This is a genomic window from Mesorhizobium sp. WSM4828 (assembly GCF_055811175.1).
Window position 1 is genome coordinate 80164 of sequence record NZ_JBVVQK010000019.1, and the last position, 24921, is coordinate 105084.

23 protein-coding genes and 1 pseudogene are annotated in these 24921 nt (G+C 61.9%); 11 read left to right on the top strand and 13 right to left on the bottom strand.

Features of this window, described 5'->3' with window-relative positions:
* Position 1: 1 nt before the first annotated feature.
* Entirely contained in the window at positions 2-166 is a 165-nt protein-coding gene (locus tag AC0L2X_RS21160) for a hypothetical protein (RefSeq protein WP_352492436.1), read from the bottom strand.
* A gap of 384 nt (positions 167-550) precedes the next feature.
* Between AC0L2X_RS21160 and AC0L2X_RS21165 the strand changes: the two genes are divergently transcribed.
* Both AC0L2X_RS21165 and AC0L2X_RS21170 read left to right on the top strand, forming a co-directional pair.
* Positions 551-1618, top strand: coding sequence for an aldo/keto reductase (locus tag AC0L2X_RS21165; RefSeq protein ID WP_473555816.1), 1068 nt, complete (start codon positions 551-553; stop codon positions 1616-1618).
* 48 nt (positions 1619-1666) lie between these two features.
* Positions 1667-2932, top strand: a complete 1266-nt coding sequence (locus tag AC0L2X_RS21170) for a cysteine desulfurase-like protein (RefSeq protein WP_473555813.1) — start codon at positions 1667-1669, stop codon at positions 2930-2932.
* A gap of 18 nt (positions 2933-2950) precedes the next feature.
* Here the strand turns inward: AC0L2X_RS21170 and AC0L2X_RS21175 are convergent, their stop codons facing one another.
* The 5 genes from AC0L2X_RS21175 to AC0L2X_RS21195 are packed head-to-tail and all read right to left on the bottom strand — an operon-like array spanning position 2951 to position 8449.
* On the bottom strand, positions 2951-3982 hold the full coding sequence (locus tag AC0L2X_RS21175; RefSeq protein ID WP_473555812.1) for a histone deacetylase family protein: 1032 nt from the start codon (positions 3980-3982) through the stop codon (positions 2951-2953).
* Entirely contained in the window at positions 3979-4491 is a 513-nt protein-coding gene (locus AC0L2X_RS21180; RefSeq protein WP_473555810.1) for a GNAT family N-acetyltransferase, read from the bottom strand. Before AC0L2X_RS21180 ends, AC0L2X_RS21175 begins: the two co-directional genes overlap by 4 nt.
* 11 nt (positions 4492-4502) lie before the next feature.
* Positions 4503-5432, bottom strand: a complete 930-nt coding sequence (gene kce, locus AC0L2X_RS21185) for a 3,5-dioxohexanoate:acetyl-CoA acetone transferase (RefSeq protein ID WP_473555807.1) — start codon at positions 5430-5432, stop codon at positions 4503-4505.
* Between the two features lie 7 nt (positions 5433-5439).
* Complete coding sequence (locus tag AC0L2X_RS21190) at positions 5440-6807, bottom strand: aminotransferase family protein (protein ID WP_473555806.1); 1368 nt, start codon at positions 6805-6807, stop codon at positions 5440-5442.
* A gap of 1 nt (position 6808) precedes the next feature.
* Positions 6809-8449, bottom strand: coding sequence for a N,N-dimethylformamidase beta subunit family domain-containing protein (locus AC0L2X_RS21195; RefSeq protein ID WP_473555803.1), 1641 nt, complete (start codon positions 8447-8449; stop codon positions 6809-6811).
* Positions 8450-8603: 154 nt separating this feature from the next.
* Here AC0L2X_RS21195 and AC0L2X_RS21200 point away from each other — a divergent pair, with 154 nt between their 5' ends.
* The 5 genes and pseudogenes from AC0L2X_RS21200 to AC0L2X_RS21220 all read left to right on the top strand — a co-directional run bounded on the left by AC0L2X_RS21200 (position 8604) and on the right by AC0L2X_RS21220 (position 11324).
* Positions 8604-8852 carry a ParB N-terminal domain-containing protein gene (locus AC0L2X_RS21200; RefSeq protein WP_352492428.1) on the top strand — a complete coding sequence of 83 codons (249 nt, stop codon included), beginning with the start codon at positions 8604-8606 and terminating at the stop codon, positions 8850-8852.
* Between the two features lie 121 nt (positions 8853-8973).
* Positions 8974-9454: pseudogene (locus tag AC0L2X_RS21205) on the top strand (SRPBCC family protein).
* A gap of 24 nt (positions 9455-9478) precedes the next feature.
* Entirely contained in the window at positions 9479-10435 is a 957-nt protein-coding gene (locus tag AC0L2X_RS21210) for an alpha/beta fold hydrolase (RefSeq protein ID WP_473555802.1), read from the top strand.
* Between the two features lie 159 nt (positions 10436-10594).
* Positions 10595-10993, top strand: a complete 399-nt coding sequence (locus AC0L2X_RS21215) for a GFA family protein (RefSeq protein WP_473555800.1) — start codon at positions 10595-10597, stop codon at positions 10991-10993.
* 118 nt (positions 10994-11111) lie between these two features.
* Positions 11112-11324 (top strand): hypothetical protein, encoded by a 213-nt coding sequence (locus tag AC0L2X_RS21220; protein ID WP_023717422.1) that lies wholly within the window; start codon positions 11112-11114, stop codon positions 11322-11324.
* A gap of 13 nt (positions 11325-11337) precedes the next feature.
* Here the strand turns inward: AC0L2X_RS21220 and AC0L2X_RS21225 are convergent, their stop codons facing one another.
* Positions 11338-12252 (bottom strand): hypothetical protein, encoded by a 915-nt coding sequence (locus tag AC0L2X_RS21225; protein WP_473555799.1) that lies wholly within the window; start codon positions 12250-12252, stop codon positions 11338-11340.
* 261 nt (positions 12253-12513) lie between these two features.
* On the opposite strand from AC0L2X_RS21225, the gene AC0L2X_RS21230 reads away from it, so the two are divergent.
* From AC0L2X_RS21230 to AC0L2X_RS21240, 3 genes are all read left to right on the top strand, one after another.
* Complete coding sequence (locus AC0L2X_RS21230; RefSeq protein WP_473600277.1) at positions 12514-13533, top strand: glycoside hydrolase family 25 protein; 1020 nt, start codon at positions 12514-12516, stop codon at positions 13531-13533.
* A gap of 117 nt (positions 13534-13650) precedes the next feature.
* A complete protein-coding gene (locus tag AC0L2X_RS21235; protein ID WP_473555795.1) occupies positions 13651-14115 on the top strand; it encodes a DUF488 domain-containing protein in 465 nt (154 codons plus the stop codon).
* A complete protein-coding gene (locus AC0L2X_RS21240; RefSeq protein WP_473555793.1) occupies positions 14116-14901 on the top strand; it encodes a hypothetical protein in 786 nt (261 codons plus the stop codon). It begins immediately after the preceding gene.
* A 974-nt stretch (positions 14902-15875) separates the two neighbouring features.
* Here the strand turns inward: AC0L2X_RS21240 and AC0L2X_RS21245 are convergent.
* From AC0L2X_RS21245 to AC0L2X_RS21270, 6 genes are all read right to left on the bottom strand, one after another.
* On the bottom strand, positions 15876-16244 hold the full coding sequence (locus AC0L2X_RS21245) for a hypothetical protein (protein WP_473555790.1): 369 nt from the start codon (positions 16242-16244) through the stop codon (positions 15876-15878).
* A 29-nt stretch (positions 16245-16273) separates the two neighbouring features.
* On the bottom strand, positions 16274-20038 hold the full coding sequence (locus AC0L2X_RS21250) for a vitamin B12-dependent ribonucleotide reductase (protein WP_473555789.1): 3765 nt from the start codon (positions 20036-20038) through the stop codon (positions 16274-16276).
* 625 nt (positions 20039-20663) lie between these two features.
* Positions 20664-21152, bottom strand: coding sequence for an NUDIX hydrolase (locus AC0L2X_RS21255; protein ID WP_473555788.1), 489 nt, complete (start codon positions 21150-21152; stop codon positions 20664-20666).
* Positions 21153-21372: 220 nt separating this feature from the next.
* Positions 21373-21873 carry a xanthine phosphoribosyltransferase gene (gene gpt / locus AC0L2X_RS21260; RefSeq protein ID WP_352493399.1) on the bottom strand — a complete coding sequence of 167 codons (501 nt, stop codon included), beginning with the start codon at positions 21871-21873 and terminating at the stop codon, positions 21373-21375.
* A 214-nt stretch (positions 21874-22087) separates the two neighbouring features.
* Positions 22088-22921 carry a universal stress protein gene (locus AC0L2X_RS21265; RefSeq protein WP_352493398.1) on the bottom strand — a complete coding sequence of 278 codons (834 nt, stop codon included), beginning with the start codon at positions 22919-22921 and terminating at the stop codon, positions 22088-22090.
* Positions 22922-22998: 77 nt separating this feature from the next.
* The gene (locus tag AC0L2X_RS21270) at positions 22999-23748 is read right to left on the bottom strand and encodes a competence/damage-inducible protein A (RefSeq protein ID WP_473555785.1); all 750 of its coding nucleotides are present in this window, start codon (positions 23746-23748) and stop codon (positions 22999-23001) included.
* A 149-nt stretch (positions 23749-23897) separates the two neighbouring features.
* Between AC0L2X_RS21270 and AC0L2X_RS21275 the strand changes: the two genes are divergently transcribed.
* Positions 23898-24884 carry an alpha/beta fold hydrolase gene (locus AC0L2X_RS21275; protein WP_473555783.1) on the top strand — a complete coding sequence of 329 codons (987 nt, stop codon included), beginning with the start codon at positions 23898-23900 and terminating at the stop codon, positions 24882-24884.
* Positions 24885-24921 lie beyond the last annotated feature (37 nt).

The window sequence follows — 24921 nt, forward strand, 5'->3', positions numbered from 1 at the left end:
GTTAGCGTAGGGACATTTCCCGGGCGATGCGCGGGAAATCGGCCGGCTTGACGCCGATGTCGGCGCGATCGGCATTGCTCATCGAATGGAGCAGCGCCAGTGCCGCACGATAGCGCAGCTGTTCCCCCGGACGCGGGCGGGCGAACATTTCAGTGAAGAATCCCATTATTCAAGCCCCTTTATTGAACCTCCACGGCCATCAGTATAGGCAGATCATGACAATTGTGCAGTGCAGCATTCGCATGGCAGCCATGCTGCCCTGATCTTTTTTGACTTAATTCGGCTGTTCCGGCGAAACTTCTGCGGTGCTTCGACCGTAGGCCTCAGTGCCGGCACTTGGCCGGTTGTTCCTCGCCATTCCTGGCGAACTTCCGGACTGCATTCACATGCAGTCCGGCTTTTATTGGCCGCAGGGATAAACCCCGTCCGCTGGCATCCTGGGAAAGTCGCCTGGCCTGCCGTCCGTGGGCTTGGAAGCGGGCGGCGCTTTCCTGTATGCTATTGCTTCCTCCTCGCGCAGCCGCGCAAAATTTCCCGCCGGAGCAATTCCATGCACAAACGCCGTCTCGGCCAGACCGATCTTTTCGTGTCGCAAATCTGCCTCGGATCGATGACCTGGGGCCAGCAGAACACCGAGGCGGACGGTCACGCCCAGATGGATCTGGCGTTTGCTCGCGGCGTCAATTTCATCGACACCGCCGAACTCTATCCGATCCCGCCCAAGGCGGAGACACAAGGCCGTACCGAGACAATCATCGGCAATTGGATGAAGGAGAAGCGCAATCGCGACCAGGTGATCATCGCCTCGAAGGTAGTTGGTCGCACCGCCAACACCTGGTTTCGCGGCGACCGCCCGTCCAAGCTGGTGCGCGCCGATATCTTCGACGCTATCGATAAGTCACTCGCCAGGCTCAACACCGATTACATCGACCTCTATCAGATACATTGGCCGGAACGCGACGTGCCGTGGGGCGCCAATCCGAACCGCATCGGCGCTGTGTCGCGACGCTCCGATACCGCCGGCGTGCCGGAGGGTGAGACGCCGATCGCCGAGACGCTTGCCGTATTCGATGAACTGGTGAAGGCCGGCAAGATCCGCCATTTCGGCCTGTCGAACGAGAATTCCTGGGGCGTCATGCGTTTCATTGCCGAAGCCGACAAGGGCCTCGGCCCGCGCGTCGCCTCGCTGCAGAACGCCTATAATTTCGTCAACCGCACCTTCGAGGTGAACCTTGCCGAAGTCTGCGAGCGCGAGCAGGTGTCGCTGCTTGCCTATTCGCCGCTGGCGCAAGGCTATTTGACCGGCAAATATGATCATGGCGCGCGGCCGCAGGGCTCGCGCTCGCAATTGTTCAACCGCGGCCAGCGCTACGAGACGCCGAATGCTGCCGAGGTGCAGCTCGAATACAACCGGTTGGCGCGCACCTTCGGCATGGAGCCGGCGCTGTTTGCCAATGCCTATGTCTCGAACCGGCCCTTGGTCACCTCGAACATCATCGGCGCCACCACCATTTCGCAACTCGAAATGGCGCTCTCTTCCGCCAACGTGGTCTGGACCGACGAGATGCAGAAAGCCGTCGATGCGATCCACCAGCGCGTCGGCAATCCGTGCCCTTGATGCGTCGGGACGTGGTTGTCCGATCGTCACAAGGAGAGGGGAACAGCCATGGACTTCCGGATCGACGCGCTGCGCGCGAAATTTCCGGCTTTGTCGCTGACCGACAAGGGCCGCCGGCGCATCTATCTCGACAATCCTGCCGGCACGCAGGTGCCGCAGGCGGTGGCGGACGCGGTGTCACGCTGCCTGCTGACCACCAATGCCAACCTCGGCGGCTTCTTCGAGACCACCATTGCGGCACAGGACATCGTGGACGAGGCCCATCTGGCGATGGCGGATTTCCTTGGCGCGGCAAGTCCGCGGGAAATCATCATCGGCGCCAATATGACGACGTTGACCTACCAGATGTCGCGAACGCTTGGCCGTACGATGAAACCCGGCGACGAGATCATCCTCACCCGCATGGACCATGAGGGCAACATCTCGCCCTGGCTGCAACTGGCTGAAGACCTTGGCCTGGTCGTACGCTGGCTGCCTTTCGACCAGCAGAGCTGGCAGGTCGAGGAGGCAGCACTTGCCGCGCTGCTTTCCGAGAGGACGCGGCTCGTCGCGCTCAACTATGCCAGCAATCTCACCGGGTCGATCAACCGGGTGAAGGCGTTGACCGGCATCGCCAGGCAGGCTGGTGCGTTGGTCTACGTCGATGCCGTCCAGTTCGCGCCGCATGGCCTGATCGACGTCCAAAACCTCGGCTGCGATTTCCTGATCTGCTCGGCTTACAAGTTCTTCGGCCCGCATATGGGAATCTTGTGGGGCAGACTGGACGTCATCGATGCGCTGAAGCCGTATAAATGCCGTTGCTCGTCCAATGCCTTGCCGGAGCGCTTCGAGCTCGGCACGCCGCAAATCGAACTGATGGCCGGCCTGTCGGCGGCTGTCGATTATTTTGCCGAGTTGGGCGCGACGGCCGGCGCGCTAGGGTCGCGCCGGCGGAAAATCGCCAAGGCCTTCGAAGTGTCAATCGCTTACGAGAACCCGCTGGCGCAACAGTTGATCGACGGTCTGTCGGATATTGCCGGCCTGACCATCCACGGCATCACCGATCCGAAGCGGATCGGTGAGCGTGTGCCGACGGTGTCGTTCACCGTCGAAGGCATCGTGCCGGAGACGATCGTGCGGCAGATGAATGCCGAAAACATCTTCCTGTGGTCCGGCCACAACTACGCCTGGGAGATAGTGCACCAGCTCGGCATTCCGGCCGAGCAGGGCGTGGTGCGCATCGGCATCGCTCATTACAACACTTCAGCCGAGATCGACGAGACGCTGGAGAGCGTGCACCGCGTTGTCGCCATGCTGAGGCAGGAACGATCCTGAGCGGGCCTCGCGGGCGGATCATCGCTTGTGGGCGCCGCCAAAGCCGGTGAGAAAGGCGGTGAGATTGTCGCTGAGTTCGTCGCAGAGATAGCCGCCTTCCTGGACTATGACCGTTGGCAGGCCGAGCCCGGCGATCGCCTCGCCAATGCGCGAAAAACCAGGCGTGCTCACCGACAGTCCGCCGAACGGATCGCCTTCGAAGGCATCTAGTCCCAGCGCCACCACAAGCGCATCGGGCGAGAAGGCATCGATGCGCTGGAACGCTGCCGCCAGTGCTTCGAGGAAAGCCGTATCGCCGGATTTGCGCGGCAGCGGCAGGTTGAGATTGTAGCCGAGGCCGGCGCCTTCGCCGCGCTCGTCGGCATAGCCCCAGAAAAACGGATAGAAGCGCACCGGGTCGGCATGCAGCGACACGGTGAGCACGTCCGGCCGGGCATAGAAGATGCCTTGCGTGCCGTTGCCGTGGTGCAGGTCGACATCGAGGATCGCCACCCGCGCCGCTTGCTTGCGCAGAACCTGTGCTGCGACCGCCGAATTGTTGATGAAGCAGAAGCCGCCGGCGACGTCGGCAAAGGCATGATGGCCGGGCGGACGGCACAGCGCATAGGCTGAAGGCACGCCCGACATCACCGCCTCGGCCGCTTCAACCGCGCTCCAGGCGCTCCACAGCGCGCTCTGCCACGTCTCGCCGGAGATCGGGCAGGCGGTGTCAGCCATATGGTAGCCGGCTTGGCCGACTGCCGAGGCCGGATAGGAGCCGTTCCGCGCGATCGGATGGATGTTGGGGATGACCTCGGCCGAGGCACCCTCGATGCGCTGCCAGCGCGCGAAGATATGCTGGAGGAAATCGAGATACTCGGGCGTATGCACCGACGCAATCGGGCCGAGCCCGTGATCCCGCGGCCGTTCGATCGTGCAGCCGGCAGCCTTTGCGCCGGCTAGCAATCGCTCGACCCGTTCCGGCTTTTCCGGATTGGGCTGCGGCGCGCCGCTTGAGAGGAACGCCTTCGGGTCGTGGCGCTTCTGTTCTTCGGCATAGAAGGCTTTCATGTTGGCTCCTCCGGTGCATCGGCAAAGGCGAAAAAGGCGTCGCCGACGATCTTCTGCACCTGCTCGTAGCTCGACCAGGCAATGCCCAACCGTTCGTAAAAAGCCTTGGCGGTCTCGTTGTCGGTGTCGACGGACAGCCTGAGATAGACGCCACCTGCCTTCCGGCACTGCGCCGCCACCCGGCGCAGCAGGCGCTCGCCGATCCTGCGGCCGCGAAAACGGTCCTCGACATAGAGGTCCTGCACATAGACGCCGGGCCGTCCCATCCATGTCGAGAAGATCGGAAAATAGAGGCACAGCCCGGCAAATTCGCCACCGACTTCGGCGATCAAGGTCGAGAAGGCAGGCTTTTCGCCAAAGCCATAGGTGCGGAGATCCTGAGCTGTCGAGGTGATCTCCTGATGTGCGCCGATATGCACGCTGAGCCGTAGGAGCGCGGCGTGGATGGTTTCGACGTCCTCGACGGTGCCGGGCCGGATGACAATGTCGTTGGTGGCTGTATTGGTCACGGCCACAACCATCAGAACGCCACGCGGTCGCCGCCCTTGAGCGCCAGCATCTGCCGCGCCTCGGCCGGCGTTGCGACGTCCAGCGACAATCCGTCGAGCACGCCTCGGATGCGGCGCACCTGGTCGGCATTGGACTTGGCGAGCTGGCGCCCGTCGTAGAGGCTGTCCTCCAGCCCGACGCGGACGTTGCCGCCCATCGCCGCCGCGATCGAGATCATCGGCATCTGGTGGCGTCCGGCGGCCAGCACCGAAAACTGATAGGCGTCGCCGAACAGTTTATCTGCGATGCGCTTCATGTGGATCAGGTTTTCGGGGTCGGCGCCGATGCCGCCGAGGATGCCCAAAACAAACTGGATGAACAGCGGTCCCGACACCAGCCCACGATCGCGAAAATGCGCCAAGGAATAGAGATGGCCGACATCGTAGCACTCGAATTCGAAGCGCGTGCCGCAACCACGCCCAAGCTTCTCCAGCACCGTCTCCATGTCGGCAAAGGTGTTCTTGAAGATCGTGTCGCGGGTTGCCTCGAGCAGCTTCGGCTCCCATTCGTGCTGCCATTCCCGCGGCCGGTCGAGCACGGGGAACAGCGCGAAATTCATCGAACCCATATTGAGCGAGCACATTTCCGGCTCGGCCCTGAGCGGCGCGGCCAATCGCTGGTCGAGCGTCATCAGCGACGAGCCGCCGGTGGTGATGTTGATCACCGCGTCGGTCGCCTGCTTGATGCGCGGCAGGAACTGCATGAACACCTCGGGATCGGCGGTCGGCCGCCCATCCTTAGGGTCGCGGGCGTGAAGATGCAGGATCGAGGCGCCGGCTTCGGCGGCGGCGATCGCGTCTGCAGCAATCTCGTCCGGCGTCACCGGCAGATGCGGCGACATCGATGGTGTGTGCACCGACCCGGTGACGGCGCAGGTAATAATGACTTTTCGCGGTGCCATGGTCGCCTCAACCTTCGACCGGCAGGTCGAGCTCGCCGGCCAGCACCTCGAGCGAGTCGCCGATGATGGATATGATCTCGCCGATCTGCGCTGCGGTGACGATCATCGGCGGCGCGACCATGAAATTGTCGCCGTCGACGCCGCCCTTGACCTTGCGTCCGTAGATGATCAGGCCGCGCTCATAGGCAAGGTCGAGCAGCCGCTGGGTGGCCTTCTTTCCCGGCTCGATCGGCCTCAGAGTGTCGGGATCCGCGACCATTTCGGCACCGGTGAGCAGGCCCTTGCCGCGGATGTCGGCGATGAACGGAAACCGCTTCGCCAACCCCTTCAGTTCGCCCATCAAAAGCTCGCCCATGACAGCCGCGTTGGCGATCAGGCCGAGGCGGTCCATTTCGCCGAGCACGGCGAGCCCGGCGGCGCAGGCGAGCGGGTTGCCAGCATAGGTATGGCCGTGCTGAAAGCCGCCCGATGCGAGCAAAGGCTGCACCAGCCGCATCGGTGCAGCAAGTGCGCCCAGCGGCGCGTAGCCCGAGCCCAGCCCTTTCGACAGCGCGACGATGTCGGGCTTGCAGTTCCAGTGGTCGCCGCCGAGGAATTTTCCAGTGCGGCCGGCACCGCTCATCACTTCGTCATGGATGAGCAGGATGCCGTAGCGATCGCAGATCTCGCGGATGCGCGGATAATAGCTGTCCGGCGCCACCAGTGCTGCCGTGGCAGCGCCGCCGACCGGCTCCATGATGAAGGCGAGCACGCTCTGCGGTCCCTCGGCGAGGATCTTTTCCTCCAGCATGTCGGCGTAGCGGATGCCGCGCTGTTCCATGGAAAGATTGTCGCGGTCGCGCCAGGCGATGGGCGCCGGCACCGTCGGCATGACCTGCATCATCGGCATAAAATTTTCGGCCAGCGCATCGTCGCCGGTGACGGCGAGCGCACCAAGCGTGCCGCCATGATAGGAGGGAAAACGCGTGATCACCTTCCAGCGGCTGGGCTGGCCGGTGGCGACCGCCCATTGCCGCGCCAGCTTGATGCAGGATTCCGTAGCTTCCGAGCCGCCGGACACAAAGAAGATGCGGTCCAGGCTCTCGGGGAGTTTGGCCGCCAGTTGCCGCGCGAGTTCCTCTGCCGGCTCGTTCTCGAAGTGCAGGCGGTAGGCGAAGGTGGCGCGGTCCATCTGCCGTTTCATCGCGTCGAGCACGTTGCGGTTGGAATGGCCGATATTGGCGACCATCGGCCCGCTCGACCCGTCGATGAAGCGCCGGCCGTCCTGCGTCCACATGTAGATGCCCTCGGCGCGGTCGATGAGCGGCCGGCGCAGGCTGGACAGATAAAACAGATGCGAGGCTTCGCGAGTTTCCGGGGCAGGGGACTTCAGCATGTCATGACTTTCCGAGATAGCGGTCGAGGACATTTCTGGTAACGCGCTCGACCATCGCATCCTGCCTTAGCAGGCCGGCGACCCATTCGCAGCTTCCGGCGTGAAACACCTCGCCCTTGCCGCGCGGGAAATTGACGATCATGCCGTTGCCGCGCTTGACCTTGTCGAGATTGGCGTCGCTTGCCTCGCCGAACAGCGTTTCGGCGGTGAAGCGACCGTCCTCGTCGCCGAGGAACTGGTCCTCGAACGGAATGTCGGCGCTTTCCTCGACCTGGGCAGCCATGCCGACCGCGAGCACCTGCAGGCCGTCCGGTGCGCCGCTGTCGGGCGTGGGGTAGGGCAGGCCGCCGCGGATCTCGAAATCGAGCCCATCGACCTCGTAGCCATAGACATGGCTGTCGGCGCCGAGCAGGTCGCCATAGTAGATGCCGGTACCGGCAAAGGCCCAATGCTCCGGCCGGTAGACCGGAAAGCCGCGCACGCCGCGCGGTGCGCAGCCGCCCCAGCCGGCATAGACGCCTCGTGTTGCGTTGAGGCCGAAGGTCGCTGCACCCGGCCGGCCGATTTCCGGCGCTTCCCAGGAATTGGTGGCGCGCCTTATATCGCCGCCGCGATAGGCCGGGTCCTCGGCGCGAGCGCGGTATTTGTAACAGACCTGCCGGCGGCCTTCGTCCTCCAGCCTGGTCTGCCACATGAAATTGCCGGCAAAGCGCGCCGCATGACCGCCGCGCTCGACATAGCTGTCGACCGCATCGCGCATTTCCCAGGTCCAGTATTCGTCGTGGCCGACGGAGACGACGCAGTCATAGCCGTCGAGAATGTCGGGCGAAAAATGCAGATCGTGCTGGCTGGCGAGATCGACGGCGTAGCCGGCACGCTCGGCGAAGCGGAAGAAGTGGCTGTCGTAGCTTGCCCAGCCGGACGAGGCGTATTTCTTGGAATGGCCGGTGGCAAAGGCCCATTCCATATGCGGATAGCGCGGCACGGATTTTGGCGGCATGGCGACTTCGAGCGGCACGCGCGGCGCGTCCCTGGGCAGCACGACGAAGCCGCGGCACCACGGCCGTTGGGTCGACACCATTCGTGCATACTGGTCGCGGGCCGGCCCGGTGATGCCTTCGTAATGGTTGGAACCGCCCCATGTGTTGTAGGCGAGCCAAGTGCCGGTGGCCGCGACCTGCAGCACACGGCCAGGCTTTTTGCCGGGCTGCGGCGCGACGATGAAAAGGTGGTGGCAGCGGATCGGCTTGCCGTCGCGACCGTCCGCTTCAAGCGTGACGCGATAGGCGCCGGACGGCCAATCGTCGCCGAGGCGAAATTCGAACGATGCTTGCCAGCCGCAGCCCTCGACCGAACACTGATCCGGCGTATCCTGCCATTGCGCCGCGATCCCGGTCCTTTCGAACATCGTCGTTTCCGCACCGCCGTCGCGGACGATCGCGATGCCGAAACTGGCGGCCGTCGAACTGACATGCAGCGCCACCATCTCGCCGGGGCGGTAGGAAAAACGGTCGCTGTAGCACCAGATTTCGCCGCGCCCGCCATCCATACCGGGCCATTCCCAGTAATGGCTGCGCACCGCCTGGCGTCGCTGCTCCGGCGTCAGTCCGAAATCGGGAAACTCGGTCCGCAGATGATTCATGGACACCGCTAAGGTCGAAGGCCGCCATTTCGGCCATCCGCCGGCCAAGCGTCAATTGGAAACGATCGGGCCAGCCATTGCCGGGCCGCTCCCTTGGCCTTGCCGGCCAAACAGACTATCTCACAAGGGCGGCCTTGTCCGCACGGGAGCCGATATGCTGAGAGTGCAAAAGGTCAGGGTCGACGACATCTACGTGCCGACCGCGCGCAAGAAGACGCTGCATCCCGAAACGGTCCGCCATCTGGCCGAGGACATTCTGGAAAACGGCATGAAGATGCCGATCCAGGTGCGCCATGACGGCAAGCGCCATATCCTCGTCGAAGGCCTGCATCGGCTGGAAGCGGCCAAGTGGCTCGGCGAGACCGAGATCGACGCCTATCTGGTGCAAGCCAAGCGCCACTGAAGCCACTTATTTCGCTCGTTCGAATCTCCTGTCCCGCGGATTTTTTCGCGGACCGTGTCGGCTTGCGTCTTGTCGGTTCGTCCTAGACACGAAAGCCAAAACCGACCTGTGAGGAAACACCATGACGACCAAGCTCGACATCGCCCCCAACTCCGACCGCGAGCTGATCCTTGCCCGCATTATCGATGCGCCGCGCGAGAAGGTCTATCGCTGCTGGACCGAGCCGCATCTCCTGACGCAATGGTTCGCGCCGAAGCCGTGGAGGACGCCGCGCGCGGAGATGGACGTTCGCGCCGGCGGCACCAGCCTGGTCGTCATGGCCGGTCCCGACGGCAACGAGTTTGCGAACCCCGGCGTCTTCCTCGAAGTCGTGCCGGGCAGGAAGCTCGTCTTCACCGATGCCTATACCAAGGCGTGGGAGCTTTCTGCCGTTCATGACCGGGATTGTGACACTCGAGGACGAGGGCACGGGCAAGACCCGCTACATCGCCCGGGTTGCGCATTGGTCGGTCGCCGACCGCGAACAGCACGAGAAAATGGGTTTTCACGAGGGTTGGGGCCAGTGCGCCGAACAGCTCGAAGAGGTCGCTAAGCGACTTTGATGCAAACGGGAGAGGGAGACTGATATGTCCAGATCGATATTTTTCGCCATTTTCGCCTCGGCCGCCGCGCTCTTTGCCGCGCCGGGCACCATCAACGCAGAGGAGGCCAAGCCCGCCATGACGACCGCAACCGCAACACTGCCGACGCCGGCAAAATCCGGCCTGCTGCCGATCAACGGCCTGAACTATTACTACGCCGTCTATGGTAAGGGCGAGCCGCTGCTTCTGCTGCATGGCGGTCTCGGCACGACCGACATGTTCGCGCCGATCCTGCCAAAACTTACCGAAAACCGCACCGTCATCGGGGTCGACCTGCAGGGCCATGGCCGCACGGCGCTCGGCGACCGGCCGCTCAGCCTGGAGGCGATGGGCGACGACATGGCGGCGATCGTCAAGGCACTCGGCTACGACAAGGTCGACGTAATGGGTTATTCGCTGGGCGGCGGCGTCGCCTTCCGCATGGCCGTGCAGCATCCCGAAACGGTGCGCCGCCTGGTGCTGGTCTCGACCGGGTACGCCGCGGACGGCTTCTATGCCGAGATGCGTAGCCAGCAGGCACAGGTCGGCGCGGCGATGGCCGACATGATGAAGGACACGCCGATGTACAAATCCTACGTCGCGGTCGCGCCGCATCCGGAGGATTTTCCGAAACTGCTCGACCAGCTCGGCGCCTATATGCGCAAGGACTACGACTATTCGGCCGACGTGCCGAAGCTGACAATGCCGGTGATGCTGGTGTTCGGCGACAGCGACATGTACCGGCCCGAGCACGAGATCAAGTTCTATCAGATGCTTGGCGGCGGGTTGAAGGACGCCGGCTGGATGCGCGAGAACCTGTCGCAAAACCGCCTGGCGATCCTGCCGAACCGCACCCATTACGATGTGTTCTTCGCGCCGGAACTGACAGCTGCCGCGCTGCCGTTCCTCAATGGCGAGACCAAGGTCAAGACCTGGGATGAGGTCGTCAACGAAACGAACTGACGCCCAGTCAATTGTCTGCCGGCCGTCTCCCGCGAGATGGCCGGCATTTCGCCCATCGACCGGATCACAGCTTTAGATGGCGCCATCAAAGCTTTTCAATTGACGCTGCCGCGCCTATCGATAGGTATCGCCTATCCTCGCAGGGAAGGGACACGGGCGATGGCAAGATATCAGGGCGGGTGTTTGTGCGGTGCGGTGCGCTACCGTGCCGAGGCGGCACCGATCAATGAGCGCGTCTGCCATTGCCGGCTCTGCCAGAAGGCGCTGGGTGCCGCCTTCAACGCGCGCGTGCTGTTCCGCATCGACGATGTGACGATCGACGGACCGCTGGCGACGGTGAATTCCTCGCCCGATCTCAAGCGTGGCTTCTGCCCAAGCTGCGGCACGACGATGTTTTCCCGGCGCGATTCCGCCGGCATCATCGGCATCACCACCGGCTCGCTCGACGACCCCTCGGTGTTCAGGCCTGAGATGCATATCTGGACCGCCTCGAAGCAGCCCTGGGTGCAGATCGACGACGGCCTGCCGCAATATGAAGGCGCGCCACCTCCGGCTTGAGGTGAAATCTGGACAAAATTTAATCCAAAGCGACACGAGATAGCCGGCAAAGCGTCATTGGTGGGCCATCATTGCTGCCTATCTATTGCGTGCGGGCGGCAGTCGAGGAGGCGACGGAATGAACGACAGCATCAACACCCTGGACGAGCTCTTGAGTGATCCGATGATCAAGCTGGTGATGGAGCGCGACCGCGTGCAGCCGGCAGAACTTCGCACGCTGCTCGAGGAAAAGGTCCGCCGGGCGGACGATGATGTGGCGGTCAACGATCGTTTTGTACCGCCGGCCCACCTGATGGCCACGACCTGCCACAAGCTGTGGCTGTGCGGCTAGGGTCTTGCAGCAGTCAGCCGGAATTTGCCGGCAAATAGCTGTAATGGCTGCGGAAATAAGCGAGCTTGAAGCCGAGGCGCGCATAGTTGCGATACGCCGGCCCGTCGCGTTCGGCATGCGGCGCCTCGATGTCGGCCACGAACAGTTTTGCACCGGCCGCAAGTCCGTCGCGCACCATCACTTCGCCGAGCATTGCATCGAGGTCGAAGCTCGGCGCCATGATGCCGGGAACCGGCGCGTCGATGCCGCTCCAGGCCATGCCGTCGGCACCGATGAACATCGAGCGAACCGCCGCCACAGCGCCGTCCCGCCGCAGCATGTAATGATGCCAGCCGCGCCGGCCGGCCAGTGCCAGCAACCACGGTGAGGTCGGCAGCCGATATTGGCTGTCGATAAACCCAGCCCATTCCCTTGCCGTTGCCGGCGTCACCCGCTCGACCGAGACATTCTCAGTCGGGAAAAGCAGCTCCGCCGGCAATGGCGTGGCGTCGCGAAAGATGCGTTCCCAGCCGCCCTGACGCTGCAGGCCGCGCGCCTCGAGCCAGCAGCTGAGCGTCGCCGGCTCGGTATGTGGATTGGTGTAGAACCAGGGCCTCAGAATGCCGGCGTCGCGATAATGTGACAGGAGCGCATCGAGCCGGCTCTCGGTGGCCGCGCTCTCGACGCCGAAATTCTTGACGCAGTTGAAATGGATGAACGGGATCGTCGTGCAAGTGGTCCAGACGAGATCGCCATCTTCGGCGATGGCTAAGCCTTGCCTTGCGGCAAAGTCTGCCGGGGCGGCGCGATAGAGATCGAGCCAGGCATCGACCTCGGCGCGTTCGATAACGCGGCTGAGATCGCCAGATATCTCATCGATCCCGATGGCGGGCGAGTGTGGCTCCGGCGGGGCTACGGGCTGCAATTCTGACAAGGCGGCGGGCTGCATGACTTCCTCCCAAGTATGGCCTTACACTGTAAGATTAGTGAAGACTAATCTCATGCCGTGAGTTGTCAAGCGGCATTGCGAGGCAGCGACGTGGCCGAACGCGTTTGGGGATAGCGCACTTCCGTCCGGACCAGCGTCCCGATGCAAAGCCCTAACAATTCGATTCAAACTTTGTTGGTAGTTTCTTGTTAGGAATCCAGCTTGGTTTGTCCGGCGGCGTTGTCCTGCCTTCGGTCTGTTGTGTTTTGCGTACAGGTCCAGATGCGGATATCAGGCGTCGTCATCTTTTCGATCGCAGCGCTGTGCCTTGCCGGCTGCACGTCGACCTCCGGCGTCGATGCGCTGCAAGTGCCGTCCAGCGAGACCACCAGCTCGGTTGTGCGGCCGCCAGCGCCGATTGCATCGCCGCCGATTGCCGACGCCGCGCCAGCCTTCGCCGACCAGGAGCAGGACGAACAGCCGGTCGCGATGGACGTACCCGACCAGGGCGTCGAACCGCCGGCCGAGGTGATCGCGCTGGTGTCGCCGCCGAAGCGGCTGACACGCGCAGCACCGGCGATGCTTGCCGAGCCGGTCACGCGCTATGGTTTTCGCGACGCCAAGCCGATCAATTTCGGCAAGTCCTCCTCGCCAAGGCGCCTCGCCGTCCATGGCGTCGACGTTTCGCGCTGGCAGGGCAATGTGAACTGGCAAAAGCTGCGCGCCCAGGGCGCCAACTTCGCCTACATCAAGGCGACCGACGGCGGCGATCATCTCGACCCGATGTTTGCCAGGAACTGGCGCAATGCCGACGCCGCCGGCCTGAAGCGCGGCGCCTATCATTTCTTCTACTGGTGCCGCACCGCCGGCGAGCAGGCCGACTGGTTCATCCGCAATGTGCCGCGGGTCGAGGGCGCGCTGCCGCCGGTGATCGACGTCGAGTGGAACGGCGAATCCAGCTGCAAGCGCCGCCCGTCGCGGCAAAAGGTGCTGGAGAAAATGCAGGTGTTCATGGACAAGCTCGAGCGCCACTACGGCCAGCGCCCGATCATCTACACCGCGCCCGACTTCTACCGCGACAACCTGCGCGGCGCCTTCCCGGATTATCCATTCTGGCTGCGCGCCGTGGCCGCCCACCCGTCAAAGGTCTATCCCGGCCGCAAATGGCTGTTCTGGCAATATTCCGGCTCCGGCCTGTCGCACGGGGTGAGGGGCCGCATCGACCTCAATGTGTTCCGTGGCGATGAGAAGGCCTGGCGCGACTGGGTGAGCGGACGGCAGATGGTGGCCGAGGCGGAATGAGGGCGGATGCCGCGGCTAAATGCGTATGCAGGTCGAACGATCTAAGGGTTGATAATACGTAGGGCTTCGGACAAGGTCGATCGGCTATGAGCTGCGCGGCAGGCAAAGAGATGTTCAATGGCGCTACTGACTATAGGTTACGAAGGGTCTGAGATTGCCGATTTTGTATCCGTGCTGAGATCAGCAGGAGTGGAATTGCTGGTCGATGTCAGAGATTTGCCTCTGTCGCGAAAACCCGGCTTCTCCAAAAATTCGCTTAAGAACCATCTTGAAAATTCTGGCATCAATTATCGTCATACAAAGGCTCTCGGTGATCCTAAAGAGGGCAGGCTTGCCGCGCGAAGGGGCGACCGGCAGCGATTTGAGCGAATTTTCAGGAGCCATATCGCAAATGAGACTGCTGAAAAATTAATTCGTGATCTAGCACTGCAGTCCGAAACAAAGAACATATGCCTGATGTGCTTTGAAAGGGATCATAAGGATTGCCATCGCTCTATTGTTTGTGAACAGATATTGAAAATCCGAAAGAATCCAGTTAGAAATCTTGGTGTTCCGAAAGGCTTTTCTCTAAAGGCTGCGTGATTGACATCCCTTTCTCAACGCGGCTCTGCGGTGGTGTTGGTAAAGGCTGCACCTCGCGTTGGAGAGAGTCATGGGGAACTGGTTTGTTGTGCGGGGCTCGATTTTGAGGGCAACTGGATTCGTCTTTATCCTGTAGCCTTCCGGACTCTTGAGGACGCGCAGAAGTTTGGTAGATGGGACACAATTCAATATAATTGGCGTCTCCCTAAGGGTGATCATCGAAGCGAGAGCCGCAGGCTAGAGCATAAATCGTTAGTGATCACGGGCAGATTGTCAGAAAGGTCACGGCCACAATTTATTGCTCGCCACGTTGTTTCCAGCCTCAATGTTGAACTGGATCAAGGTCGAAGTTTGGCGCTCATTCGGCCACAAAACGCGCAGTTTGTAGCTGAAAGAAAAGACCGCCAGACCTTTGAGGCTGAGAAAGCACGGTTTCGTTTGTGGCACGATCAAGAGGCGAATAGCTTGTTTGGATTTTTGGGCAAAGATTTAGTCCCATATGAGCCAGCTCCATTCCTATTCAAGTACAAATATCAAACGGCAGACGGGCCGCGTGAAGGGACCTGTCAGGATTGGGAAATCGAGGCTACTTTCCTCAAGTGGCGGCGGCTGTATGGTGAGGCAGAAACGCTACGAAAAATGGCGGAGCGATTCGGCGCTGAGTATCCGGAAAAAGGCTTTGTTTTGGCTATGGGAACCCACAAGGCGTATCCGCAGTGGCTTATCAACGGGGTGATCCGTCTCAACCATGGGGTTGAGGAAGAGATCCAAGAATCGCTTTTTTGACAGGACCGTTTCCGGTGCGGCGTTGGAGCGGACGCTTGGACGGCGCAATACCTCCCGTATTCGGTCAGGCTGATACTTCGGGCATATCCAGTCCATCGGTTCACAAGCCTTCGATATGAAAGTGTATTGCGTCGCGAATTTTCCGTTTCCACCTCAGGCACTGTCGTATCGGTCGCGATGCAGCCGGGCAGGTCCGGCACGTAACGGAAAAATTGTTTCCGCTTCTTCAATCACCACCGCGTATTGCATTTCGTCACTCCTCAGACCGGATTGTTTGAGGATGCTGTTCAGGGTTCCTGGCGGGTGATTCCACGGCGGCGAGAAAACCTAGCCGCGATTGGATAGGCGGACACGGCGTAGCGGCAACTCTTTCTTTCTCCCTGCTGCGAGATAGCGTAATCTGACAGAAAACTTGGGAACTTAACGCGGGCGTGTCGTTTTCTTAAACGTATGATGTGATGCGGTAGGATATGAAAAAGGCGCGATGTTCGTTCAATGGAATTGGCTATGGCGATCCTGAGAATCGTGCATAAATTAAATGGCCACTTCCAATTGACATACGAGTCTGGCTTAACGAATTGGTGACACGGCGACGCTATATGTTGTGATGCTGGTCACAAGGCACTCTAAATATCGAGGGGAGAAAGGCTGTGGATGCAATGAGTCCGCGAGATGGAAAAATTCCGACTAAGCCATTGCGCGTTGACGATTACGATACCGGTGTCACAGTTGAGTTTGACGTGGTTCCGAGTAGTGCTGAGCCTTTTCGAATTTCAATCACAGGACAATCGGGGCGAACAACAGAATTTCGGTTTGATCGCGATGGGAATGAAACAGGCTCTGAAACGATGATTCAGTCGGGGCCACGGCCTGCAAAAGGCCTTTCGACAAGACCCAAGCTACGCGCCGTCAAATAATCTGAACGAAAAAGGGGCCCTGAGGCCCCTTTTTCTTGTCAGCAAATAAAGTAAAAATTACGCGGTTCGAGCTGCGGGGAATCTCTCGTAGGTCCGTACATGATCGTCGAGGATTTTTTTGCCCACAGCCTTTGGGTCCGAGCAAGGCTCATAACCAAAAATTTCAAGCGCCCGCCTGCCTGTACCGCCCGTTCCCCTATAAATGTCGACCAACCGCTGACGCATAGAGATCATCACGACATCAATGGATTCCAAACTTCCATCCTGATTGAACCAGCAGATCAATCCACGTTCATCCGGAATAAAGTCAAACGCCACACCGATATCAGGATCCAGCAGTGGCATTGCATCAAATGCCGCAACTCGGCTGACTGAAGTCAGCCGAGTGAGAATAATGTCGGTGGTGTTTACCGAATGAAGCCTCATAACCCGAACTCCTCTCCACCACCTGCCCATCACGAACACCCGCTCGTAGCCCCACAAGTATCGCACTTCTCGCACGTCCCGTTCCGCACCATCGTGAAGTTATGGCATTCCGAGCATTCGTTGCCGGTGTAGCCCTGCATCAGCGATTGCTGGCGCCGGTTGGCGGCGAGCGCTTTGGCTTCGGCTGCTTCTTTCGCCGCCTCGTCGGTGAACAGCTCCGTCGGGTCGGAGGCTTCCGCGTAGACGATGTCCTCGACCAGTTCCCTGGCGCGCTCCTCGTAGTCACGCTTGTAGGCGATGGCTTCGTCGCTTGCCGGCTTCAGCGTCAGCACGTTGGAGCCGGAGAAGGCGGTCGGGGCGGTACGGGCCGGAGTTCCGGAGCCCGAACCCGCAAAGCCTTTCGGCTCGGCACCCATGCCCGACACCAGCTTGACCGGCGAGGCACCGCGGGTGAGACCCTTGGAGAAGGGCGTCGCCTTGCCTTCGTTGATGCCGCGCCCGAGTGCGGTCTTGTCGAAGTCCGACTGGTCGACATGGGCGAGGTCGTGGCGGCCGAGATAGGAGACGGCCAGTTCGCGGAACACATAATCGAGGATCGAGGTGGCGTTCTTGATGGCGTCGTTGCCCTGCACCATGCCAGCCGGCTCGAATTTGGTGAAGGTGAAGGCCTCGACGAATTCCTCGAGCGGCACGCCATATTGCAGGCCGAGCGAGATGGCGATGGCGAAGTTGTTCATCATCGCCCGGAAGGCGGCACCTTCCTTGTGCATGTCGATGAAGATCTCGCCGATACGGCCGTCGTCGAACTCGCCGGTCCTGAGATAGACCTTGTGGCCGCCGACGACCGCCTTCTGGGTATAGCCCTTGCGGCGGTTCGGCAGTTTCTCGCGGTCGCGGTAGAGACGCTCGACGACGCGCTCGACGATCTTCTCGGTCACCTGCACGGCACGCTGAGCGGCCGGTGCCGCGATCAGCTGCTCGACGGCTTCGTCCTCGTCCTCTTCGCCATCGGCGAGCAGCGAGGCGTTGAGCGGCTGCGACAGCTTCGAGCCGTCGCGATAGAGCGCATTGGCCTTCAGCGCCAGCTTCCACGACAGCATGTAGGCGCCCTTGGCGTCTTCCACCGTCGCGTCGTTCGGCATGTTGATGGTCTTGGAAATGGCGCCGGAGATGAAGGGCTGCGCCGCCGCCATCATCATGATGTGGCTGTTGATCGACAGCGAACGCTTGCCGATCTTGCCGCACGGGCTGGCGCAGTCGAACACCGGCAGGTGTTCGGCCTTCAGGAACGGCGCGCCTTCCAGCGTCATCGCACCGCAGACATGGATGTTGGCGGCCTCGATGTCCTTCTTGGAAAAGCCCAGCGCCGGCAGCATCTCGAACGAGAAATCGTTGAGCTGCTCGTCGGTGAAGCCGAACGTCTCCTTCACCCAATCGGCACCCAGCGTCCACTGGTTGAAGACGAACTTGATGTCGAAGGCCGATTTCAATGCGGCGTTGAGCGCTGCGATCTTGTCGTCGGTGAAGCCTTTGGCCTTGAGCGAGACGAGGTTGACGCCCGGCGCCTGGTTGAGATTGCCGTGGCCGACGGCATAAGCCTCGATCTCGGCGATCTGGCTCTCGGAATAACCGAGCGTGCGCAGCGCTTCCGGTACGGCGCGGTTGATGATCTTGAAATAGCCGCCGCCGGCGAGCTTCTTGAACTTCACCAGCGCGAAGTCGGGCTCGATGCCGGTGGTATCGCAATCCATCACCAGGCCGATCGTGCCGGTCGGCGCGATCACCGTTGCCTGCGCGTTGCGGTAGCCATGCTCCTCGCCAAGCTCGATGGCGCGGTCCCAGGCCGCCTTGGCATGGTCGGCAAGCTCCTGCTGCTTGAGATCCGAGGCGACCAGCGGCACCGGGTTGACGGCAAGCTTTTCGTAGCCGTCCCTTTCGCCATAGGCAGCACGGCGATGGTTGCGCATGACGCGCAGCATGTTCTGCGCATTGCGGTCATAGTCGGGGAAGGCGCCGAGCTCGGCGGCCATTTCAGCCGAAGTGGCATAGGCCGTGCCGGTCATGATCGCGGTGAGGGCGGCGCAGATGGCGCGGCCCTCGTCGGAATCATAGGGAATACCCGAGGTCATCAGCAGGCCGCCGATATTGGCGTAGCCGAGGCCGAGCGTGCGGTACTCGTAGGAAAGCTTAGCGATCTCCTTCGACGGGAACTGCGCCATCATGACCGAGATTTCCAGGACCATGGTCCACAGCCGCACCGTGTGCTCGTAGGCGGCAATGTCGATCGTGCCGTCCGCATTGCGGTAGGGCAGGAGGTTGATCGACGCCAGGTTGCAGGCGGTGTCGTCGAGGAACATGTATTCCGAGCACGGGTTGGACGCCCGGATCGCACCGGCCGAGGCGCAGGTGTGCCAGTCGTTCATTGTCGTGTTGAAATGCAGGCCCGGATCGGCCGACGCCCACGCGGCATAGCCGATCTTTTCCCAGAGATCGCGCGCCTTCAGCGTCTTCAGCACCTTGCCGTCCTTGCGGGCGGTGAGATGCCAGTCGCCATCCTGCTCGACGGCGCGCAGGAAATCGTCCTTCAGCGACACCGAATTGTTGGAGTTCTGGCCGGAAACGGTGAGATAGGCGTCGGAATCCCAGTCGGTGTCGTAGGTCTTGAACGACATCGAGGTGTAGCCCTGCTTGGCGAACTGGATGACGCGGTAGATGTAGTTCTCCGGCACCGCATCCTTCTTGGCCGCCTTGATCTCGCGCTTCAGCGCGGTGTTGACCGCCGGATCGAAGCAATCCTCGCCATTGCCTTCGCAGTTGATGCAGGCCTTCATGATCGCTTCGAGGTGCTTCTTGACGATCTTCGAGCCGGTGACCAGCGAGGCGACCTTCTGCTCCTCATTGACCTTCCAGTCGATGAATTCCTCGATGTCGGGATGATCGGCGTCGACGATGACCATTTTCGCGGCGCGACGCGTCGTGCCGCCCGACTTGATGGCGCCCGCCGCGCGGTCGCCGATCTTGAGGAAGCTCATCAGCCCCGACGAGCGGCCGCCGCCCGACAGCTTTTCGCCTTCGCCGCGCAGGAACGAGAAGTTGGAGCCGGTGCCGGAGCCGTATTTGAACAGGCGCGCCTCACGCACCCACAGGTCCATGATGCCGCCTTCGTTGACGAGATCGTCCTGCACGCCCTGGATGAAGCAGGCATGCGGCTGCGGATGCTCGTAGGAAGACTTCGACTTGGTCAGCTTGCCGGTGAACGGGTCGACATAGAAATGGCCCTGGCTGGGACCGTCGATGCCATAGGCCCAGTGCAGGCCGGTGTTGAACCATTGCGGCGAATTCGGCGCGACGCGCTGGGTGGCCAGCATATAGGCGAGCTCGTCGCGGAAGGCGCGCGCGTCTTCCTCCGACTTGAAGTAGCCGCCCTTCCAGCCCCAATAGGTCCAGGTACCGGCAAGCCGGTCGAAGACCTGGCGGGCGTCGGTCTCGGAACCGTAGCGCTCGGCTTCCGGCAGCTTGGCCAGTTCAGCCTCGTCAGCGACGGAGCGCCACAGGAAGGAGGGGACTTGCGTCTCCTCGACCTTCTTCAGCCGTGCCGGGACGCCCGCCTTGCGGAAATATTTCTGCGCCAGGATATCGGCGGCAACCTGGGAGAACTGCGCCGGCACGTCGATGTTGTCCAAGCGGAACACCACCGACCCATCCGGATTCTTGATCTCCGAAAGCGCCTTGCGGAATTCGATCTCCGCGTAAGCTGATTGCCCTGGCTTGGTGAAACGACGCTCGATGCGCATTGGTCCGGTCCCTTTTGTCTACATATAGCGCTTTTCCCAGAGGATTTCTGCCCTCTTGACGAAACGCGCATGGCCGCCGTCTGCCGGCGTTCGAAAACCGCCGGCTCTCATCGTCACAGTCTCCGCCGCCCTGCCGGTCGAACCTCTTGCGAGGCCCGCTGTCCAACGCGCTCACGGACCCTGTGGGTCCCTCAAAACTGAAAACTTTTTGCAACGCCCTCGATCGAGGGAACTTCACATTATCTAGCGTCGAACCTACCTGCAAACACTAAATATAGTATTAACAGACAATTTATTCAAGTCCGACAATCCTCCCTTTCGCCCCAAAAGAGCTTCAAAATTCCACGCCTTCGCCGGCCTCGTGAACAGGCGGGAATGCGGCTCAAAACGCACATATTCCGGGAAAAAGACCGGCCTCGAAACTCTTCCGGTCGCACTCTCAACAGGAGCGCATGGCCTATAAAAGGCGACTCGTTTTGCGGCGTCAAGGATTCGTTTGCGTAGCTTTTATGACCCCAACATCTTGTGTGTCACATATGTGGATAACGGGGATAGAAGCGGAGCGCGGCGAGGGAGGTTCGGCTCCGCGGAGCGGCACCCTGACGCGGCTATGCGCGGCTCGGGCTCAGGAGAACCGGCGTGGATCGGCGCAGAAATGGGCGATGATCTGGCAAAGGTCCGGTTCATGCACCATGCGCATAGCCTCGGCGGCGCTGACCCACTTGCGGGTGCGTGCCCGCTTTTCCTTCCATCGGTCGGCGACCTTGTCGACCTCCAGCGGGAACACCAGCACCTCGCACGGCACTTCCTCGCCGGAATCCAGCACCTTGGCATAGAAATAGCGGCCGGCCTCGTGATGCGAGATCGTGCCGCGCAGCCCGGCCTCCTCGCCGGCCTCGCGCGCCGCCGCCTCGCAAAGCGGCTCCTTTGCTTCCGGCCAGCCCTTGGGAAGCACCCAGCGGCCGGTATCGCGGCTGGTGATCAGCATGATTTCGACGCCGTCGCCGCTATCGCGCCAGGGCAGGGCTGCAACCTGCAGGCGGGACGGCACCGTGCCGAAGAGTCGCCGGACCCTTTCGGCCAGATGGTTGTGCGTCGTTGGCCTTGTCAACATCGGAGAAGCTTGCCCCAGCTTCCAGAATCGTTTGCCGTCTTACGAATCTTACGGCTAATCATGAGCAATAAAAGTAAAAAATCTTTCATGGACCAACGAAATTGCGCCAATTGCGCCGGTCTCGACCAAATGACGCGGCCGCGCGAGCATCACGCCGGCATTTTGTCGGTCGCGGATGGTGCCTTGGGCGACCGGCTGCAATGAGCGGCGTTGCCGCGAATCAGCCGGCGTGGTCGTCGGCGATCGGCTTTTGGTAGGTGAAGCCCATGTCCCAAGGGAAATAGATCCAGGTGTCCTGGCTGACCTCGGTAACGAAAGTGTCGACCATCGGCCTGCCTTTCGGCTTGGCATAGACGGTGGCGAAATGCGCCTTGGGCATCATCGCGCGCACGATGCCCGCCGTCTTGCCGGTGTCGGTGAGGTCGTCGATGATCAGCACGCCGGCGCCGTCATCGGCGAGCAGCGCCGGCGTGATCTCCTTCAGCACCTGCAACTGCCCTTGGCTGGTATAGTCGTGGTATGAGGCAACGCAGACTGTCTCGATGATGCGGATGCCAAGCTCGCGCGAAATAATGGCGGCCGGAACCAGGCCGCCGCGCGTGATGCAGACGATCGCCTTCCATTGCCCCTTGTTGGCGCCGGCAAGCCGCCAGGCGAGCGCGCGCGCATCGCGGTGGAACTGGTCCCAGGAGACCGGGAAGGCTTTTTCGGGCAGGGACATCTTTCGCGCACTCCGCAAAGCGCGCATCGCGCGCAGACACTATGGAATGCGCGCGGAATTAACTGGAAAGGCTTGCCCTTGGCAAGGGGAGTGGCAAAGCTATCCCTGTGAACCTAGAGCCTGTTCCATCCCGACCTAATCGGGATGGGGCTCTATTCTTTTTTCTTGAGCATGATCTTTCCGAAAACCGGATTCCACTTTTCGGGATCATGCTCTACCGCGACAGGAAAGCCGCCACCGGGGCGGTGCGCAGCACCGTCCGTGTCACTCCGCCGAACAGCAGCTGGCGCAGCCAGGAATGGCTGTAGGCGCCGAGCACGAGCAGGTCCGCACCCGACTCGGCGACCCTGGTCTGGATGATGTCGTCGACCGAGGCGCCGCCGGACCTCAGCACCGAGACGCTGACGGTCGCGCCGTGCCTGGACAGCGAGGCGGCGATCTCTGCGCCGGCCGTTTCCGGCGCCTCGTCGAGCGTATCCGGCGGGTCGATGACGACGATGTCCGTCTTCTCGGCCTCGATGATGAAGGGCAGGGCATCGAAGGCGGCGCGCGCGGCTTCCTTGCTGCCGTTCCAGGCGAGCAGCACATGCTTGAAGCTGGTCACCAGCGGACCCGAATGCGGCACCACCAGCACCGGCCGGCCGGCATCGTAGACCAGCGTGTCGACGTCCGCGCTCGGGTCGCTGCCGGATTCGCGCTGCGCGGCGATGATCAGGTCCGCGGTGCGAACAGTCGAGATGCCGGTCAGCGCACTGTCGCCGGAAAAACTCTCGAGGCTGCGCCACTCGAACGACAGGCCGGAATTCTCGATGCGCTTGTAAAAGGCGGCCTGCAACTTCTCGGCGCGCTCCCGGTTCATGTCGGCGGAAACCTGCAGGAACTCGGTGTCCGGAAAGCCGGTGGCCGAGGTGTAGGGCACGGGCAGCGCCTCTGCATGAATACCGATCAGATGGCTCTGGAATCGGCTGGCCAGCGGGATCGCGCAGTCGAGGACGCGCTCGGCATCCTGTTCATTCTGCAATATGGCAACGATGGTCTTGAAGCGCATGGCAATCCCTCAGTTTTACGGCGATCCCACTCGTGACAAACGTCACTGCGCGATGCTGGTTCCGTCAGGCCGGCCGATCAGCCCACCCTGCTTGCCCTGGTCAAGCTCGCCACCATAGCCTCTACGTCGGCGCGTGCCGAGTCCAGCGCCTGCTGGCTGCGGGCCCGCACCACCAGTTCCGTCCAGAACTTGCCGTCGCCATATTTCGGGTAGGAGCCGATGATCGTGTCCGGATGCGCCTTCTGGATGTCGCCCAGCGGCCCGCCGATCAGGCCTTCACCGAACGGGCATTCCACGGTTGCCGACAGCATTTTGGTGCCGGCCCTCAATGTCGGCACGACATTGTCGAGCATCGCCTGGAAAATCGCCGGCACGCCGGCCATGACATGGACGTTGCCAATGCGAAAGCCCGGCGCAACCGACACCGGGTTGTCGATGTGGTCTGCCCCGCGCGGCATCCGCGCCATGCGCTTGCGTGCTTCGGTGTATTCGATGCCGCGGGCGGCGTAGCTTGCCTCCAGCAGGGCGTAGGCCCTGGCGTCGTATTCGCATGGCACGCCAAAGGCCTTGGCAACCGAATCGGCGGTGATGTCGTCATGTGTTGGGCCGATGCCGCCGGTGGTGAAGACATAGGTGTAGCGGGCGCGCAGCGCATTCACTGCAGCGACGATCTCGTCTTCCTCGTCCGCAACGATGCGCACTTCTTTCAGGTCGATGCCGATCGCCGTCATGATGTCGGCGAGGTGGCCGATGTTCTTGTCCTTGGTGCGGCCGGACAGAATCTCGTCGCCGATGACGAGCATGGCGGCAGTGACGATTTCGGTCATGATTGGCTCCGGCAAACGGGTCGCCTGAGATAGCGCGACGGACGGCCGGCGGCAATGCCGCCAAACGACGGATCCATCTGTGCCACCTCCCTTGCCGTGGACCCTTCGGCGGGTGATGCTGCGTGCCGGTTTGGAGCCTTGAGCAAGACATGCCGGTACCGATTCTGCTATGGCTGCCCGGCGCGCTGCTTCTGCTGGCGCTCGTCATGGCAGCCTATCCTCTGCTGGCGACGCGGCGGATTGCGGCGAAGGCCGAAAGGCTGGTGCCGGCCAGCGGAAAATTCATCGAGATCGACGGCAACCGCATTCATTATGTCGAGACGGGCGAGGGGCGGCCGATCGTCTTCCTCCACGGCCTCGGCGCGCAGCTTCATCAATTCGGCCACACGCTGTTCGGACGGTTCGGCCCGAACTATCGGCTGATTGCGCTCGACCGTCCTGGCTCCGGCTATTCGGTGCGGGCCAGGGGCGCCAGCGGACGGCTGCCCGAGCAGGCCGAGATCGTACGGCGTTTCATCGAGGCGCTCGGGCTGGAAAAGCCTCTGGTCGTCGGTCATTCGCTGGGTGGCGCCATCGGGCTGACGCTGGCTGTCGAGCGTCCAGAGGCGATTTCCGGTATCGCCTTGCTGGCGCCGCTGACCCATCTGGAGCCGGACGCGCGCGAGAAGTTCGGCCCGCTATACGTCAAGTCGTCGCTGCGGCGGCGGATCATGGCTCATACGGTGGCGATCCCGGCGGCTCTCAAATATGCCGAACCGACGCTTGCCTTCATCTTTGCACCGCAGACGGCGCCGGCCGACTATATGGTCGAGGGCGGCGGCTGGTGCGGGCTGAGGCCAAGCCATTTCTACGCGACATCGACCGACGTCGTGGCCATTGAGCACGACCTTGGCCGCATCGAGCAACGCTATCGCGAGATCGCCATGCCGGCCGGCATTCTGTTTGGTGCTTCCGACCAGGTGCTGGGCATCGACACCCATGGCTGGCCGCTGATGGAAAAGATCAGCGGGCTCGATTTCGAGCCGGTCGAGGGGCTTGGCCACATGCCACAATTCGTCGAGCCGGAACGGGTCGTCGCTTTCATCGAACGCATTGCCGACCGCGCATTTGCGCCGAAGTCCGACACCGCCAGCTGACACCTCCCGCAACCCTCGCGCATTCCTGACCATGCCG